At 72.2% G+C, this 15,852-nt stretch carries 15 protein-coding genes, 1 tRNA gene, 1 other RNA gene and 5 pseudogenes; 19 read left to right on the top strand and 3 right to left on the bottom strand.

Going from position 1 to position 15,852, the window contains the following annotated elements; all coding sequences use genetic code 11:
• Window positions 1–3 precede the first annotated feature (3 nt).
• The 10 genes from prfB to PSU4_RS03430 all read left to right on the top strand — a co-directional run bounded on the left by prfB (window position 4) and on the right by PSU4_RS03430 (window position 9,150).
• Window positions 4–1,113 (top strand): peptide chain release factor 2, encoded by a 1,110-nt coding sequence (gene prfB / locus PSU4_RS03385; RefSeq protein WP_147102470.1) that lies wholly within the window; start codon window positions 4–6, stop codon window positions 1,111–1,113.
• A 142-nt stretch (window positions 1,114–1,255) separates the two neighbouring features.
• Window positions 1,256–1,954 (top strand): cell division ATP-binding protein FtsE, encoded by a 699-nt coding sequence (gene ftsE / locus PSU4_RS03390; RefSeq protein WP_147102471.1) that lies wholly within the window; start codon window positions 1,256–1,258, stop codon window positions 1,952–1,954.
• A gap of 34 nt (window positions 1,955–1,988) precedes the next feature.
• Window positions 1,989–2,891 (top strand): permease-like cell division protein FtsX, encoded by a 903-nt coding sequence (gene ftsX / locus PSU4_RS03395; RefSeq protein ID WP_147102472.1) that lies wholly within the window; start codon window positions 1,989–1,991, stop codon window positions 2,889–2,891.
• Between the two features lie 32 nt (window positions 2,892–2,923).
• Window positions 2,924–3,409, top strand: a complete 486-nt coding sequence (gene smpB, locus PSU4_RS03400; protein ID WP_147102473.1) for an SsrA-binding protein SmpB — start codon at window positions 2,924–2,926, stop codon at window positions 3,407–3,409.
• On the top strand, window positions 3,406–4,311 hold the full coding sequence (locus PSU4_RS03405; protein ID WP_147102474.1) for an amidohydrolase family protein: 906 nt from the start codon (window positions 3,406–3,408) through the stop codon (window positions 4,309–4,311). The genes smpB and PSU4_RS03405 overlap by 4 nt, the downstream gene beginning before the upstream one ends.
• A gap of 44 nt (window positions 4,312–4,355) precedes the next feature.
• Window positions 4,356–5,378 (top strand): FecCD family ABC transporter permease, encoded by a 1,023-nt coding sequence (locus tag PSU4_RS03410; protein WP_147102475.1) that lies wholly within the window; start codon window positions 4,356–4,358, stop codon window positions 5,376–5,378.
• Entirely contained in the window at window positions 5,375–6,181 is an 807-nt protein-coding gene (locus PSU4_RS03415; RefSeq protein WP_147102476.1) for an ABC transporter ATP-binding protein, read from the top strand. The genes PSU4_RS03410 and PSU4_RS03415 overlap by 4 nt, the downstream gene beginning before the upstream one ends.
• Entirely contained in the window at window positions 6,178–7,218 is a 1,041-nt protein-coding gene (locus tag PSU4_RS03420; RefSeq protein WP_147102477.1) for an ABC transporter substrate-binding protein, read from the top strand. The genes PSU4_RS03415 and PSU4_RS03420 overlap by 4 nt, the downstream gene beginning before the upstream one ends.
• Before the next feature lie 94 nt (window positions 7,219–7,312).
• Window positions 7,313–7,684, top strand: a transfer-messenger RNA (tmRNA) gene (gene ssrA / locus PSU4_RS03425).
• 134 nt (window positions 7,685–7,818) lie between these two features.
• Window positions 7,819–9,150, top strand: a complete 1,332-nt coding sequence (locus tag PSU4_RS03430; protein WP_147102478.1) for an MFS transporter — start codon at window positions 7,819–7,821, stop codon at window positions 9,148–9,150.
• Window positions 9,151–9,236: 86 nt separating this feature from the next.
• Here PSU4_RS03430 and PSU4_RS03435 read toward each other — a convergent pair whose 3' ends face one another.
• Complete coding sequence (locus PSU4_RS03435; protein ID WP_147102479.1) at window positions 9,237–9,959, bottom strand: VIT1/CCC1 transporter family protein; 723 nt, start codon at window positions 9,957–9,959, stop codon at window positions 9,237–9,239.
• Window positions 9,960–10,122: 163 nt separating this feature from the next.
• On the opposite strand from PSU4_RS03435, the gene PSU4_RS03440 reads away from it, so the two are divergent.
• Together PSU4_RS03440 and PSU4_RS03445 are read left to right on the top strand one after the other, a co-directional pair.
• Window positions 10,123–10,617: a MauE/DoxX family redox-associated membrane protein gene (locus tag PSU4_RS03440; protein WP_147102480.1), complete on the top strand. Its 495-nt coding sequence runs from the start codon at window positions 10,123–10,125 to the stop codon at window positions 10,615–10,617.
• Window position 10,618: 1 nt separating this feature from the next.
• Window positions 10,619–11,374, top strand: coding sequence for a DsbA family protein (locus PSU4_RS03445; protein ID WP_147102481.1), 756 nt, complete (start codon window positions 10,619–10,621; stop codon window positions 11,372–11,374).
• Between the two features lie 40 nt (window positions 11,375–11,414).
• Here PSU4_RS03445 and PSU4_RS03450 read toward each other — a convergent pair whose 3' ends face one another.
• On the bottom strand, window positions 11,415–13,391 hold the full coding sequence (locus tag PSU4_RS03450) for a S9 family peptidase (RefSeq protein ID WP_147102482.1): 1,977 nt from the start codon (window positions 13,389–13,391) through the stop codon (window positions 11,415–11,417).
• 74 nt (window positions 13,392–13,465) lie between these two features.
• Here PSU4_RS03450 and PSU4_RS03455 point away from each other — a divergent pair.
• The 7 genes and pseudogenes from PSU4_RS03455 to PSU4_RS03470 all read left to right on the top strand — a co-directional run.
• Window positions 13,466–13,538: transfer RNA gene (locus tag PSU4_RS03455), tRNA-Ala, on the top strand.
• Between the two features lie 18 nt (window positions 13,539–13,556).
• Window positions 13,557–13,970 (top strand): hypothetical protein, encoded by a 414-nt coding sequence (locus tag PSU4_RS03460; RefSeq protein ID WP_147102483.1) that lies wholly within the window; start codon window positions 13,557–13,559, stop codon window positions 13,968–13,970.
• Window positions 13,971–14,058: 88 nt separating this feature from the next.
• Window positions 14,059–14,403, top strand: a pseudogene (locus tag PSU4_RS32950) (CoA transferase); the annotation flags it as partial.
• A 16-nt stretch (window positions 14,404–14,419) separates the two neighbouring features.
• A pseudogene (locus PSU4_RS32955) lies at window positions 14,420–14,463 on the top strand (hypothetical protein); the annotation flags it as partial.
• Between the two features lie 36 nt (window positions 14,464–14,499).
• Window positions 14,500–14,721 (top strand): annotated as a pseudogene (locus tag PSU4_RS32960) (CoA transferase); the annotation flags it as partial.
• A gap of 56 nt (window positions 14,722–14,777) precedes the next feature.
• Window positions 14,778–14,864 (top strand): annotated as a pseudogene (locus PSU4_RS32965) (beta-ketoacyl-ACP reductase); the annotation flags it as partial.
• A gap of 10 nt (window positions 14,865–14,874) precedes the next feature.
• A pseudogene (locus tag PSU4_RS03470) lies at window positions 14,875–14,997 on the top strand (SDR family oxidoreductase); the annotation flags it as partial.
• Window positions 14,998–15,010: 13 nt separating this feature from the next.
• On the opposite strand, the gene PSU4_RS03475 reads toward PSU4_RS03470, so the two are convergent.
• A complete protein-coding gene (locus tag PSU4_RS03475) occupies window positions 15,011–15,754 on the bottom strand; it encodes a GntR family transcriptional regulator (RefSeq protein ID WP_186816718.1) in 744 nt (247 codons plus the stop codon).
• Between the last annotated feature and the right edge of the window lie 98 nt (window positions 15,755–15,852).

A 15,852-nucleotide genomic window follows, 5' to 3' on the forward strand; every position in this document is an offset into this window, starting at 1 on the left:
GTTGTGAACCCCGACGTCGCAGCCGATCTCAAGGACCTGTCCGGCACCCTCGACAACATCGAGGCGGTCGTCGACCTGCCCGCGCTGCGCGTCGAGATCGCCGACCTCGAGGAGCAGGCGGGCCAGCCCGACCTGTGGAACGACACCGAGGTCGCGCAGAAGGTCACCAGCCGGCTCGCGCACGCCGGTGGTGAGCTGCGCCGGGTCGAGGACCTGCGCCGCCGCCTCGAGGACCTCCCGGTGCTCTACGAGCTGGCCGAGGACGAGGGTGACGAGTCGGCCGTCGCCGACGCCGACAGCGAGCGGGCGTCGCTGCGGTCCGACATCGAGTCGCTCGAGGTCCGCACCCTGCTCTCGGGTGAGTACGACGAGCGTGAGGCGCTGGTGACGATCCGCTCCGAGGCGGGCGGTGTCGACGCGGCCGACTTCGCCGAGATGCTCATGCGCATGTACCTGCGCTGGGCCGAGCGCCACGGCTACGGCGTCGACGTCTACGACACGTCGTACGCGGAGGAGGCGGGTATCAAGTCCGCGACCTTCCAGGTCCACACGCCCTACGCGTACGGGACGCTGTCGGTCGAGCAGGGCACGCACCGGCTGGTGCGCATCTCGCCGTTCGACAACCAGGGGCGCCGGCAGACCTCGTTCGCGGGTGTGGAGGTCACCCCCGTCGTCGAGTCGACCGACCACATCGACATCGACGAGAAGGAACTGCGCGTCGACGTCTACCGCTCGTCGGGCCCGGGTGGTCAGGGCGTCAACACGACCGACTCCGCGGTCCGGCTGACGCACATCCCCACGGGGATCGTGGTGTCCTGCCAGAACGAGCGCAGCCAGATCCAGAACAAGGCCACCGCGATGGTGGTCCTGCAGGCCAAGCTGCTGGAGCGCAAGCGCCAGGAGGAGCGGGCCCTGATGGACTCGCTGAAGGACACGGGCTCGTCGTGGGGCAACCAGATGCGCTCCTACGTCCTGCACCCGTACCAGATGGTCAAGGACCTGCGGACCGAGTACGAGGTCGGCAACCCGGGTGCGGTGCTCGACGGCGATCTCGACGGCTTCATCGAGGCCGGCATCCGCTGGCGGCGCCAGCAGCAGGCCGAGGACAACTGAGGTCGTGAGTGGCGATAGTCGCCATAGCGACTATCGCCACTCACAGGGCCGCGCGGATGCGATCCGTGAGTGGTCGGCACGCCGCGCCGAGGGGGCGGGTCGAAGCCGGGGTGCGAGGGTGGCGACCGGTACCGTCCCAGCCGTGATCCGCCTGGAACGCGTCACCAAGATGTACAAGACGTCGACGCGCCCCGCGCTCGACCGGGTCTCGGTGTCGGTGGAGAAGGGCGAGTTCGTCTTCCTCATCGGGCCGTCCGGCTCCGGGAAGTCGACGTTCCTGCGGCTGCTGTTGCGCGAGGACCTGCCGACGCGCGGGAAGATCACCGTCGCCGATCTCGACGTCGCGAAGCTGCCGCGCCGGCGGGTGCCGCGGCTGCGGCAGCGGATCGGGTGCGTCTTCCAGGACTTCCGGCTGCTGCCCAACAAGACCGTCGGCGGCAACGTCGCGTTCGCCCTCGAGGTGATCGGCAAGCCGCAGTCCACGATCGGCCGGGTCGTGCCCGAGGTGCTGGAGCTGGTCGGGCTCGAGGGCAAGGCCGACCGGATGCCGCACGAGCTCTCCGGCGGTGAGCAGCAGCGCGTCGCGATCGCGCGGGCGTTCGTGAACCGGCCGCTCGTCCTGCTGGCCGACGAGCCGACGGGCAACCTCGACCCCGACACCAGCCAGGACATCATGCTGCTGCTGGAGCGGATCAACCGCACGGGCACGACGGTCGTGATGGCCACGCACGACCACTCGATCGTCGACTCGATGCGCCGCCGCGTCGTGGAGCTCGACCTCGGCCAGGTCGTGCGCGACGAGTCGCGCGGCGTGTACGGGGTGGGTCGGGCGCAGGCATGAGGACCGCCGACGTACTTCTTCCCGCGGAGGCGGAATGAGAACCGACTTCGTCCGCCGGGAGGTCACCACCGGCCTGCGCCGCAACGTCACCATGACGATCGCGATGGTGCTGACGACGGCGATCTCGCTCGCACTCGTCGGTACCGGGCTGCTGGCGGTGCGCACGATCGACTCCACGGAGGCGATCTACGCCGACCGGCTGGAGGTGCAGGTCGCGCTGACGCAGGACGTGTCGTCGGCCGACACCGACTGCAGCCAGCCCATCTGCCAGGGCATCGAGACGACGCTGCAGAACTCGCCGCTCGTCGAGTCGGTCACCTACGAGAGCCAGCAGGCGGCCTACGAGCGGTTCCAGGAGCTGTTCGCCGGCCAGTCGATCGCCGACGTGGCCCGCCCGCAGTCGCTGCCCGCCACGCTGCGGGTCAAGCTCGCCGACCAGGACAACGGCGCGGAGGCGGTCCGGCAGGCCATGAACGGCCAGGTCGGGGTGCGCACGGTGATCGACCAGCGCGACGTCGTCGGCAAGCTGTTCGACTTCCTCGGAGGCGTGCGGAACGTGACGTTCGCGCTGGCGCTGGTGCAGGCGATCGCGGCGCTGCTGCTGATCTCCAACACGGTGCAGGTGTCGGCGTACACGCGCCGCGTCGAGGTGGGCGTGATGCGACTGGTCGGCGCGACGCGCTGGTACACGCAGCTGCCGTTCCTCATCGAGGCCGTGATCACCGGCGTCGCGGGCGCGGTCCTCGCGGGTGTCGGGCTGGTCGTCGCCAAGTTCGTGTTCATCGACGACCTGCTGGCCGGGATCGCGCAGAACGGTGTCATCCCCCCGGTCACGATCTTCGACGTGCTGGAGACGTCGATCTGGCTGGTGCCGATCGGTGCGGCGATCGCGGGTGTCACCGGCTACGTGACGCTGCGGCTGTACGTGAAGGTCTGAAACCTCCTTCCGTGCCCGCGTAGGCTGGACAGGTGAAGGAGAAAGGCCGCAAGGTGATCGCGCAGAACCGCAGGGCGCGACACGACTACGCCATCCTCGACACCTACGAGGCGGGTGTCGCGCTGATGGGCACCGAGGTCAAGAGTCTGCGGCTGGGCCGTGCGTCGCTGGCCGACGCCTTCGCCACGATCGACGACGGCGAGGTGTGGCTGCGCGGGCTGCACATCCCCGAGTACACGCACGGCAGCTGGACCAACCACGAGCCGCGGCGCACGCGCAAGCTGCTGCTGCACCGTCGCGAGATCGAGTCGCTCATCGGCAAGACGCGCGAGGGTGGTCTGACGCTGGTGCCGCTGGCCCTGTACTTCAACGAGGGCAAGGTCAAGTGCGAGGTCGCGCTGGCCAAGGGCAAGAAGTCCTACGACAAGCGCCAGGACCTCGCGAAGCGCGACGCCGACCGCGAGGTGCAGCGCGCGTTCGGCCGCGCGGCGAAGGGGCGCGCCAGGGAGCTGCGGTGACGGTTCCTCGACCGCCGGTCGACGACGCGGACGTCGCGCGGTTCGTGGCCGACCTGGGGCTGCCGGGGCTCGTCGACACGCACACGCACTTCATGCCCGACCGGGTCATGGCCAAGGTGTGGGCGCACTTCGCGAAGGGCGAGGAGTACTACGGGCGGCCGTGGCCGATCCACTACCAGGTGCCGTCCGACGAGCGGCTCACCATCCTGCGCGGCATGGGCGTGCTGCGGTTCGCGCCGCTGGTGTACCCGCACAAGCCCGACATGGCGGAGTGGCTCACCGGGTGGGCGCTCGACTTCGCGGCGGACACGCCCGGCGCGGTCCCGACGGCGACGATGTTCCCGGAGCCCGGTGTCGTCGACTACCTGGGCAAGGCCGTCGACGCCGGGGCGCGGCTGGTGAAGGCGCACGTGCAGGTCGGTGCGTACGACCCGCGGGACCCGCTGCTCGCGCCCGCGTGGGGGCTGCTCGCCGAGGCGGGCGTCCCCGCGATGGTGCACTGCGGGCACGGTCCGGTCGCCGGGGCCCACACGGGTCTCGACGTGTTCGGTGAGGTCCTGGCGGCGCATCCGCGGCTGCGGGTCGTGCTCGCCCACGCCGGGATGCCCGACTTCGTCGACGCGCTCGCGCTGGTCGACCGGTACCCGGGCGTGGTGATCGACACGACGGTCGTCGGTACCGGGTTCGCGGAGGCGATCGCGCCGTTGCCGGCCGACTGGCCCGCGCGGCTGGCCGGGGTGGCCGACCGGGTGGTGCTGGGGACGGACTTCCCGAACATCCCGTACGGCTACCACGAGCAGATCGCCGCGATCGCGGGCTGGGCCGCGGCGGACGAGCGGCTCGGCGCGGGGTTCCTGCGGTCGGTGCTGTACGACGCCCCGGCGCAGCTGCTCGGAGTCTGACGTCCACCTACCGGGTTGCGGGGACCATCTGATGAAATGTGCAGATGTCCGGGCAACCGTGGCGCCCGGTCGTCGTGTGCGTCTGTCTGCTGCTGCTCCTCGCAGTCGCGCTCCCCGCCGCGATGGCCTTCGGCGCCGAAGCTCTCCCTGTCGGGCGCGTCGTCGACGCGCTGCGCGGTGGCGGTGACCTCGCCACCCGCACGATCGTCCTCGACCTGAGGCTGCCGCGGTCGCTGCTGGCGATCGTCGTCGGCGCCGGGTTGGCCGTTGCCGGTGTCGCGGTGCAGACCCTGGTCCGCAACCCGCTCGCCGACCCCTACCTGCTCGGTGTGCAGTCGGGCGCGAGCGTGGGCGCCACCGCGGTCATCACCGCCGGGGCGCTCGGCGCGTTCGGGGTGTGGGCGCTGTCGGCCGGGGCCTTCCTCGGGGCGCTGCTCGCCGGGATCCTCGTCGCGTTCGTGACGCTGTCGCAGGGCGGGCTCACGCCGTTGCGGCTGATCCTGTCCGGCACCGTCATCGGGTCGGCACTCTCGGCGATCGCCAGCTACCTCGTGTTCCGCAGCGCCGACCCCGCCGCCGCCCAGGCGGTGCTGTTCTGGCTGCTCGGGAGCCTCGCCGGTGCCGAATGGGACCGGCTCTGGATCCCGACGGCCGTCGTCGGCGTGTCGCTCGCGCTGCTCATGGCCGCCAGCGGCTGGCTCGACGCCATGGCCGTCGGGCCGGACACCGCGTCGGCGCTCGGGGTGTCGGTCCCCGCGGTCCGGGCCGGCCTGTTCGCGCTGCTCGCGCTCCTGGTCGGGGCACTCGTCGCCGTGGCGGGCGCGGTCGCGTTCGTCGGGCTGGTGCTCCCGCACATCGCACGGCTGCTCGTCGGTGCCCGCCACCGGTTCGTCCTGCCCGCCGCCGCCCTGGCGGGGGCGCTGTTCCTGCTCGCCGTCGACGTCGTCGCCCGCATCGCCGTGCGCCCGACGGAGATTCCGCTCTCGGTCGTCACCGGAATCGTCGGCGCGCCCGTGTTCCTGGTCCTCATGGGCCGCCGCCGCTACAGCTTCGGGGCGGCCTCGTGACCGCACCGTCCCCGGCTCCCGCCGGCTCCCGGACCGCGCCGCCCCTGCTGCGCGCCACCGGTCTGACCTGCGCGATCGGGCGGCACGTGGTGCTGCGCGACGTCGACGTCACGATCGAGGCGGGGGAGACCGTCGGCATCGTGGGGCCCAACGGCGCCGGCAAGTCCACACTGCTGCGGATCCTCGCGGGCGTCCGCCCACCGGCAGCCGGGACGGTCGAGCTCGACGGCGTCGCGCTCGGCTCCCTGTCACGACGCGAACGCGCCCGCCGTGTCGCGCTCGTCGCCCAGGAGGAGGACCTGCCCGCCGAGCTGCGCGTCGGGGAGCTCGTCGCGCTGGGGCTGCTACCGCACCGGCCACCCTGGGCGGGCGGCGGGAAGGCCGAGGCACGGGCCGTCGACGCCGCGCTCGCCGCCGTCGACATGGCCGGGACCGCCGACCGCCCCCTCGACCACCTCTCCGGCGGGGAACGTCGCCGCGCCCTGCTCGCCCGCGGCCTCGTCCAGGACACCGAGCTGCTCGTCCTCGACGAACCCACCAACCATCTCGACGTCCGCCACCGGCTCGACCTGCTCGGACTCGTGCGCGGGCTGGGTCGCACGGTCCTGATGGCCCTGCACGACCTCGACCTCGCCGTCCGCTTCTGCGACCGGCTGGTCCTCGTGCACGACGGCACCGCGCGCAGCGCCGCGCCCGATCCCGCCGTGCTGGGCGCCGTGTTCGGCGTGGCCGCGACCCCCGTGCGCCATCCCGTCACCGGCGAGACCCATCTGCTGTTCGACCGACACCCGGAGGTTCCGTGATCCGCCCCCGCCACGTCCTGCCGGCCGCGCTCGCCGCGGCGGCGCTGCTCGCCGGCTGCTCCTCGCCGGCGCCCGCCGCCCCCGCGTCGACGACCGTGACCGTCACCAACTGCGAGGCCCCCGCCGAGTTCCCGGCGCCCGCGACGAAGGTGTTCGTCAACGACGGCAACCTGATCTCCATGATGCTGGCCCTCGGTGCGCAGGACAGCATCGTCGCTGTGTCGAGCCTGCAGCGCGACGCCGCCACCCTGAGCCGCCACTACGGCGCCGGGCCCGTCGACGGGCTGAAGCAGGTCGCGCCCGAGTACCCGTCGCTGGAGACCGTGCTCGCCCAGAGCCCCGACGTCATGGTCGCCGGCTGGAACTACGGCTACAGCGAGACCAAGAACATCACCCCGGCCGGGCTGCGCGAGCGCGGCATCGCCCCCTACGTGCTCACCGAGAGCTGCCGGCAGCAGGACGGTCAGAAGGCGCGCGGCATCGTCGACCCCTGGACGGCGCTGCGCGACGACCTCACCAACCTCGGTGCCATCACCGGGAAGTCCGAGCAGGCCGCGGCCGTGAACGCCGACATCGAGGCCCGGCTCGCGGCGCTGCGCTCCGCGCCGCAGCCGGCGACCCCGCCGACGGTGTTCCTCTACGACAGCGGCACCGACGCCGTCTACTCCAGCGGCCGGTTCGGCGCGCCCGAGGGCATCCTCACCGCGGCGGGTGCCCGCAACGCCCTCGCCGACGTCGAGGACACCTGGACCGAGGTCTCGTGGGAACGGGTGGCCGCGAGCAACCCGGCGGCGTTCCTGTTCGTCGACTATCCGCCGCAGACCTTCGCGCAGAAGACCGAGGTGCTGCGCAGCCGCGCCGGCATCCGCGACCTGCCCGCGGTCCAGCAGGGCCGGTTCCTGAACCTGCCGTACGCGATGTGGACCTCGGGCCCGCTCAACGTCGACGCCGCCGAGCAGATCCGCAAGGCGCTGGAGGGATGGCAGCTGGTCCCGGCCTCGGGCATCACCCCGAAGTTCGACGACGCGGTCCGCTGACGCGGCGCGCCGTCGGGTCGTCGGCGTAACCGGGATGAACCGGCGGCGCTGCCGCGTTAGGATGGTCGTGTACGCCCACAGCGGGTGGACGCCAGGGGGTGAACGGTTTCGACTTCGGATGTAGATCGAGGTGAAGCGTGCCGAGGAAGGCGACGATGATCTCGTTAACCACCCGTCGCAAAAAATCAAGCGCCGACAAGAGTCAGCGCGCGTACGCCCTCGCCGCCTGAGCGAGGAGCGTCGCTGTCGGACCGGGGGCTCCCTCGCCCCGGACCCCGGCATCATTCAGAGGGATCACCGTGCGGGCCGGTCGCGGGCTCGCACGGGACATCTCACAGCGACTGGGATCGTCACTCCGGCTTGTTCGCGTGACCGGAGGGTCCGAGTAGAGGCATAGCGGACTGCGCACGGAGAAGCCCTCGTGAAGCAACGGAGGACCCGGGTTCGATTCCCGGCACCTCCACACCCCTGGGAACCGGGGCCGCACCGCTCGCCCGAGCGGGGCGGCCCCGGTTCTCGTTTTCCGGCACACCTCGGCTCCCGGCGGCCGCCGCCTCGATTAGCCTTGCTCACGAAGTGGACGAGAGGGATCAGGTGGGCATGCGGGGCAGGTCCGGCAGCACGGGCACGACGACGGCAGGGCTGCCACGGGAGATCTGGGTCCTGGTCGGCGCCGCGTTCGTCATCGCGGTCGGGTTCGGCGTGGTCGCTCCCGCCCTCCCGACGTTCGCCCGCAGCTTCGACGTCGGCGTCACCGCGGCCTCGCTCGTCATCAGCCTGTTCGCGGTGTTCCGGCTCGGGTTCGCCCCGGTCAGCGGGCGGCTCGTCAGCAGGTTCGGCGAGCTGCGCGTCTACGTCGTCGGCCTCGGCATCTCGGCCGTGTCGAGCGCCCTGTGCGCGTTCGCGGCGAACTACTGGCAGCTGCTGTTCTTCCGGGCGTTCGGCGGCATCGGGTCGACGATGTTCACCGTCTCCGCGGTCTCGCTGCTCGTGCGGCTCGCCCCGCCCGAGGCGCGCGGGCGGGCGTCGGGCAGCTGGGCGACCGGGTTCCTGCTGGGCAACATCGCCGGACCGCTGCTGGGCGGCCTGCTCATCGGGTTCGGGCTGCGGGTGCCGTTCCTGGCCTACTCCGGCGCCGTCGTCGTCGCACTCGTGCTCACCGGCGTCCTGCTGCGCGGACGCACCGGCCTGCCCGTGTCCGCCGACCCGTCCGCCGCCCCTGCCGCGACGTTCCGCACCGCCTTCGGCCACCCCACCTACCGCGCCGCGCTGGCCGCGAGCTTCGCCAACGGCTGGGCCGTCTTCGGCGTGCGCGTCGCGATGGTGCCGCTGTTCGTCGTGATGGTCCTGCGCGAGAGCGACGCCTGGTCCGGCTACGCGCTCGGCGTGTTCGCCGTCGGCAACGCCACCACGCTCATGATCTCCGGCCGCTGGTCGGACCGGGCCGGGCGCAAGCCGCCGGTGGTCGCCGGGCTGGTGGTCTCGGCGATCGGCACGGGCGCGTTGGGCCTCATCGAGTCGCTGCCGGTGTTCCTCGCGATCTCCCTGGTGTGCGGTATCGGCAGCGGGCTGGTCAACCCCGCGATGACAGCCGCGGTGGCCGACGTCATCGGCGCCAGGTCGCGCGGCGGCACCGTCCTGGCCGGCTTCCAGATGGCAGGCGACCTCGGTGCGATCGCCGGCCCACTCGTCGCCGGGTTCGTGGCCGAGCAGGTCGGGTTCGGCTGGGCGTTCGGCGTGACCGGCGCGATCTGCGCGCTCGCGCTGCTGTTCTGGTGGCGCGCACCCGAGACGTTGCCGGCGGGCGGCGCGCTCGCCGCCGACGACTCGATCCCCGACTGCGTGGCCGCCGAGGCGGGCCCGACCGCGTTGACGACGTCGCCGGAGATGGCGCCGGTCGCGTTGCCCGGCGAGCGTCGCAAGCAGACGTAGCCGGACGGGAGGCCCGAAGGACCGCGCGCAACCTCAGCGTCGTCCGCGGCCCGGAACACGACCGTGAGGTTGCGCGCGAACCGGGGTCACGCCGTCGCGACCCCGATCAACGTGCCGACCAGGTACGTCGCGCCCGCCGCGATCGCCCCGAACATCAGCTGCCGCAGCCCCGCGCCCCACCAGGAGCGGGCGGTGAACCGTGCGGTCAGCGCCCCGGCGACGAACAGCCCGACCGCGCCGACCGCCAGGCCCAGCCACAGCGACGACGACCCGAACAGGAACGACAGCAGCGGGACGATCCCGCCGACGGCGAAGCACAGGAACGACGACCCCGCCGCCACCCACGGCGACGGTGACTCGTCGGGATCGACCCCGACCTCCTGGGTGACGTGCAGCTTCAGCTCGAGCTCGGGGTTGGCGTGCAGCTCCGTCGCCACCGCCTCGGCCGTCGACTCCGACAGCCCCATCTCCCGGTAGCGATCGACGAGCTCGGCCCGCTCCGCGTTCGGGTGGCGGCGCAGCTCCTCGCGCTCGACGGCGACCTCGGCCTGCACGGCGTCGTTCTGCGCGCTGACCGACGCGAACTCGCCGAGCGCCATCGAGAACGCGCCCGCGACCAGGCCCGCGGTGCCGGTCAGGATGATGCCCTCGCGGTCGACCCCACCCCCGCCGACACCTGCCACCAGCGCGATGTTGGTGACGAGCCCGTCCATCGCCCCGAACACGGCGGCGCGCAGCCAGCCACCGGACACGTCGGCGTGGTGGTGGTCGAAGGCGTGCTCGGCGGCCTCCTCAGCAGGCACGGACATGGCAGCACGGTACCCCACCCGTCCGTCCACGTTGGACTGAAGCGAGGCTGTCCTCAGGTCGGGGCAGGCACACCTGTCCGACGCACTGCCCGCGACGGTTTCCGACCCGATCGGGACGAGTGCCCCTGAGTGGTCTCTCAGGTTTCGTCGATACTCTGATCGAGTGGAGCGGGGGCGGATTCTCGACGTCATCGGGACCCTCGCGCGGCTGGGTCTCGCCGCGGTGTGGCTCGTGTCCGGCGCCGTCAAGGCCGCCGACCCCGACCAGACCTACATCGCCGTCCGCGCCTACGACGTGCTGCCCAGCGACGTCGTCCCGGTCGTCGCCACCGTGCTGCCCTGGCTGGAGCTCGCCCTCGGCGTGCTGCTGCTGGTCGGGCTCGGCACCCGCGCGGTCGCCGTGCTCTCGGCGCTCGTGCTGGTCGTGTTCGTCGCGGGCGTCGTGCAGGCCTGGGCGCGCGGGCTCTCGATCGACTGCGGCTGCTTCGGCGGCGGCGGCCAGGTCGCGCCCGACGCGACCGCCTACGGCACGGAAGTCCTGCGCGACGTCGGATTCCTGCTGCTCGCCGGGTGGCTGATCGTCCGCCCCCGCACCCTGTTCGCGCTCGACGGGCGCCTGGAGAGCCGGCCGCAGGTGCGGTCGGGAGAGAGGAACTGACGTGGGCGGAGCCTCGCGCAGCGAGAAGCAGCGCCGGCAGGCGGCCAACCAGCGGCTCGCCGCGGCCGGGATCACCCCGAAACAGAGCGGACCGTCCGGTGGGACGCGGATCGCGCTGATCGTCGTCGCGGCCGTGGTCGTGGTCGCCGGCGTCATCGGCTACTTCGTGATCCACAACCGGCAGTCGACGACGCCGAACTACGCGGTCGCCGCCAACGGCACCGTCGTCACCGCGGGCAAGACCGACGCCCCCGTCACCGTCGACGTCTACGAGGACTACCTGTGCCCCGTCTGCGAGCGGTTCGAGTCCCGCTACGCCGACGACGTCACCGCCGCCCTCAACGACGGCAAGATCAAGGTCAACTACCACTCGACCGCGATCCTCGACAGCCTCACCACGCCGCCCGGCTACTCGACGCTCGCCGCCAACGCCGCGCTCTGCGCCGTCCCCGCCGGCATCTGGCCCGCCTACCACAAGGCCCTCTACGACCAGCAGCCCGCGGAGAGGAGCGCCGGTCTGACGGCGCAACAGCTCGTCGACATCGGCACCGAGGCCGGCGCGACGAGCCCCGACTGGGCCTCCTGCGTGACCGGCAACGGCAACGCCGCCGCCATCACCGCCGCCACCAAGGCGGCCATCGCCAACCCGGCGCTGCTCACCAACGGCCAGTTCGGCACCCCGACGATCCTCGTCGACGGCAAGAAGATCGACCTCAACGACAGCAAGTGGCTGTCGAACGCGATCGCCGACAAGTGACCCTGTGAGTGGCGATAGTCGCTGGAGCGACTATCGCCACTCACGACCGTGCGGGGGCGCGGCCTCCGAGGTGCCTCGCGAACCAGTCGAGGATGATCTCCGCGCGCAGGATGCGATGGCGTGGTGAGCCGTTGCGGCTCAGGCCGTGGCTCTCCCCGTCGAACCGGTGGTACTCCACCGGCCTGCCCAGCATCCGCAGCGCCACGAACAGCTGGTCGGCCTGGTTGATCGGGCACCGCAGGTCGTTCTCCGAGTGCAGGATCAGCACCGGCGTCCGCACGTCCTGCACATAGGTGACCGGCGACATCCGCCGGTACACGTCCGGGCGCCGCACGTGGTCGACGCCGATCTCGAAGCGGAAGAACCCCGCCACGTCCGACGCCCACTCCAGCGACTCCAGGTTGTTCACCGCCCGCTCGCTGCACGCCGCCACGAACCGGTCGGTGTGCCCGATCAGCCAGCTCGTCAGGTAGCCGCCGTACGAGCCGCCCAGCACCCCCACCCGGTCCGGGTCCAGGTCCGGATTCGCCGCCAGGGCCGCGTCCAGCACCGTCAGGACGTCGTCGGCGTCGATCCCGCCCCAGCCCGTCCCCGGCTCCACCTCGGCCTCCGGCGCCCGGATCGCCCGCGCCCACGCCTGCGTCCCACCCGTCGACCCGTGCGGGTTGCAGTACACGACCGCGTACCCCGCACCCGTCCACATCTGGAACTCGTCGAACCACGACTCGCCGTACTGCGTCATCGGGCCGCCGTGGATCGACAACAGCACCGGCGCCCGCTCACCCGCGGGCTCCGCAGGACGGACGAGCCACGCGTCGATCTCCCCACCGCCCGTGGACGGCACCGTGAACCGCTCCGGCTCCCGCGGCGGCACCGCGGCATGGAACACGTCCCCAACCGCCGTCAGGCGCCGCTCGGACCCGTCCGGGTCCAGCACGAACAGATCGGGTAACGACGTCGCCGTCGTCGCCGTGAACACCAACGTCCCGCCCGCCGCGTCGTACCCCGTCACCCAGCGCCTGCCTCCGACGACCGGCGCGCTCGGCCCGCCTGCCGCAGGCACCCGCCTGACGTGGACGCTGCCGTGGTCCTCACACGAGAACAGCAGCCCGTCGTCGTCCCACACCGGCGACCGGGCGCCCGGCATCGGCAGGCACTGCCGGTCCAGCTCCGCGGTCAGCACACGCTCCTCGCCCGTGGCGACGTCGATCACCACGACCTGGCTGTGCGAGTGCACCACCCGCGCGTCCTCGGCCAGCGCCGCGATCCGCGTCCCGTCCGGCGACCACGACGGCATCTGGTGCGCGAACGTCCGCCGCGTCACCGCCCGCGGTTCCGACGCGCCCGCCGGGTCCACGAGATGCACATCGGTCAGGAGCGGGGAGACGTCCCAGTCCTCGTACCGCGCGGCGGTCACCGCGATCGTCGCGCCGTCGGGCGCCCACGCCGGCCCACCGTGCTCGAACGGCCCGCCCGCCACCACCCGCGGCGCCGCCGACCCGTCGACCGGCACCACGAACACGCTCCGCGGCCGGTCCACCGTCCAGCCCTCGCCGTCGAGGCGCGTGAACAACCGCTCGATCCGACGGGGCGGGCGTGCCCGCTCGTCCGGCCCGTCCAGGCGTGACGTCCGCTCCCGCGACGCGAACGCGATCCGCGACCCGTCCGGCGACCACGCCGGCTCCTCGATCGCCTCGTCCCGGGCGCACAACGTCCGCACCTCACCGGGGCCGTCCACGGGCGCAACGTGCAGCGTCGCCTTCCTGTCGTCGCCGCGGCGGCTCGTGAACGCCAGCCACCGCCCGTCCGGCGACCACACCGGCTGCCCGTCCCCGTGCTCACCCGCGGAGAACGGGCGCGGCGGCGCCGACCCGTCGGCCGCCGCGATCCACACGGCATTCCGGTAGACGTTGTCGTCGACGTCGACATGGGTGACGACGAAGGCGACCGTCCTGCCGTCGGGCGACACCCGGGGGTCGGTCACGAGCGCGATCCTGGCGATGTCGGCGGGCTGCACCCGCGAACCGTAGGTGAGGGGTGACCCGGTTGCAGAGGGGTGTTCGGGGCCGTGTACGGTTCTGAACATCGCAAGGGGCTGTGGCGCAGCTGGTAGCGCACTTGACTGGCAGTCAAGGGGTCAGGGGTTCGAATCCCCTCAGCTCCACCCTTATGATCAGGCTCGATGAGTCTCCCGACTCTCGGCCCTGCCCTGTTGCGGGGCAGGATGTGGGGCGAGCGGCCCTACGGTTTTTGCTCACGTCTGGCCACGACCAAAGAGATCCTCGAGCTCGCGGCGTCCCTGCGGGTGCCCGCCGCGCCCGTCGGCAACGGGGCCACGATCGCGTCGATGTCGGTGGTCAGCTCGTCCCGGCGGCGTTCCCGCTCCCCCTGCGCGATGAGCGTCTCGTCGTCCAGCCAGTCGAAGCGTTCGACGAGCACGCAGAAGTCGAGCCACTGCTGGCCGGTGCCGCACTTCGCCGAGGAGGGGATGCTCGTCGAGGCCCCGCGAGGCGGGTTCCTGCAGCCCGCCACCCCGTACCGCCTGCACGGCAAGGGCGAGCCTCCCGCCGCTCGGACCGCCGCCGGCCCTCGGTGAGCACACCGCCGAGTGGGCCTGGCGGGTCGCCGGCACCACGGAGCGGGAGCGGGTACCGGGGCCGGGCGGCCGGCTCCCGTTCGACGACCTGCGGGTCGTGGAGATGACGGCGTTCTGGGCGGGACCGTCGGCGGCGCAGTTCCTCGGGATGCACGGGGCCGCGGTCATCAAGGTCGAGTCACCCGCCCGGCCGGACGGGATGCGTACGCTGAGCCTGCGCCCCGTCGACCAGGAGGAGTGGTGGGAGTACGGGCCGCTCTTCCACGCGACCAACACCAACAAGCTCGGGCTGGGGCTGCGGCTGGACCGGCCACGCGGGCTCGACCTGCTGGTCGACCTCCTCGACACCAGCGACGTGCTGATCGAGAACTTCAGCCCGCGGGTGCTCGACTCGTGGGTGCTCGGCCCCGAACTCCTGCACCAGACCAACCCGGGGCTGATCCTTCCGGATGCCGGCGTTCGGGCTGTCCGGTCCGTGGAGGGATCGGACCGGATTCGCCCAGACGATGGAGCAGACGTCGGGGATGGCGTGGGTGACCGGCTTCCCGGATGGGTCTCCGCAGGTCCCGAGCTCTACCGGACGGCGGACCCGGACGACGGCCTCGGCGGCCCGCTCGTGGCGATCTCCGTCGAGACCGACGAGCAGTGGGCCGCGCTGTTCACGGCTCTCGGGAGGTTGGACTGGGCGGAGTCCGCCGAGCTGGCGGACTTCCCCGGCCGGAAGGCGCAGGAGGACCTGCTCGACGCCCGGCTCGCGGCCTGGTGCGGGGAGCAGACCGTCGCAGAGATCGTCAGGCTGCTGTGGGCGAGCTCGGCCCACCCACGGTCCTCGTCGACAACGCCGGCATCACCTGCGACAACCGGCTGTTCAGGATGACCGAGACCGTCTGGGACCCCCGCCGCCATCGCCGTCCAGCGGGTGGGGCAGCCCGAGGACGTCGCCGCCGCCGTGTCGTTCTTCGTGGACGAGCGGTCGGGGTTCGTGTCGGGACAGGTGCTGTACGTGACGGGCGGCCCCTGGGGGTGACGCCGGGCAGCGGTCACCGCCACTGCGGGGAGTAGCCCGGCCCGATCTCGTCCACCGTGCGGATGAGCAGCTCCCCGGCGTGCCTGGCGTGGCTGATCAGGAGCTCGCGGGCGGCGGCCCCGTCGCCACGGGTGATGGCGTCGAGGATCATGGCGTGCTCGGCCGCGTCCTTCTCCAGCCGGCGGACGTCGTTGCCCAGCGCTATCCAGGTGAGGTTGCGGGGCACCTTGCGGTGCAGGCCCTCGACGACCTCGGCCAGATGCCGGTTGCCGCTGGCCTCGATGATGACCATGTGGAACCGCGTGTTCGCCTCGTACCAGCGACGCTGGACCTCCGCGGTGCCGAGCGTCCTGGTCCTGAGGTCCTCGACGACCTGGCGGAACAGGCGCGCCGCCGCCGCCAGCCGCTCGAGCTGCTCCGACGTGATGAAGGCGGCGGTCGCCGCTCCCGCGTACCCCTGGAGCACGCCGTGCAGCTCGTAGACCTCGATGATGTCCCGGGTGGACGGCAGCCGGACCCGGGCGCCGCGGTTTGCGATCACCTCGACCGCGCCCATGGCCTGGAGCCGGCGCAGCGCCTCACGGACGGGTGTGCGGCTGACGCCCAGCTGCTCGGCCAGGTGCGCTTGCCGAAGCCACGTCCCGGCGGTGATCTCGCCGGCGTTGATGCGCTCCTGGAGCTGCTCGACCAGCCACCCGACCAGGTCGAGGTCCTGGCTCCGCGGCCTGGCCTCCGCCGCGGTCGCCTCGCCCATCATCACCCCGGTCCGCGTCAGTCAAATTCGAACAGCCTTTGAAATATGGCATGCGGTAACCCGGGGGTCAAGCGCACCGCGGGCGAGGAACGACGGATCGC

The sequence above is a fragment of the Pseudonocardia sulfidoxydans NBRC 16205 genome, assembly GCF_007989085.1.
GTDB classification, from domain to species: domain Bacteria; phylum Actinomycetota; class Actinomycetes; order Mycobacteriales; family Pseudonocardiaceae; genus Pseudonocardia; species Pseudonocardia sulfidoxydans.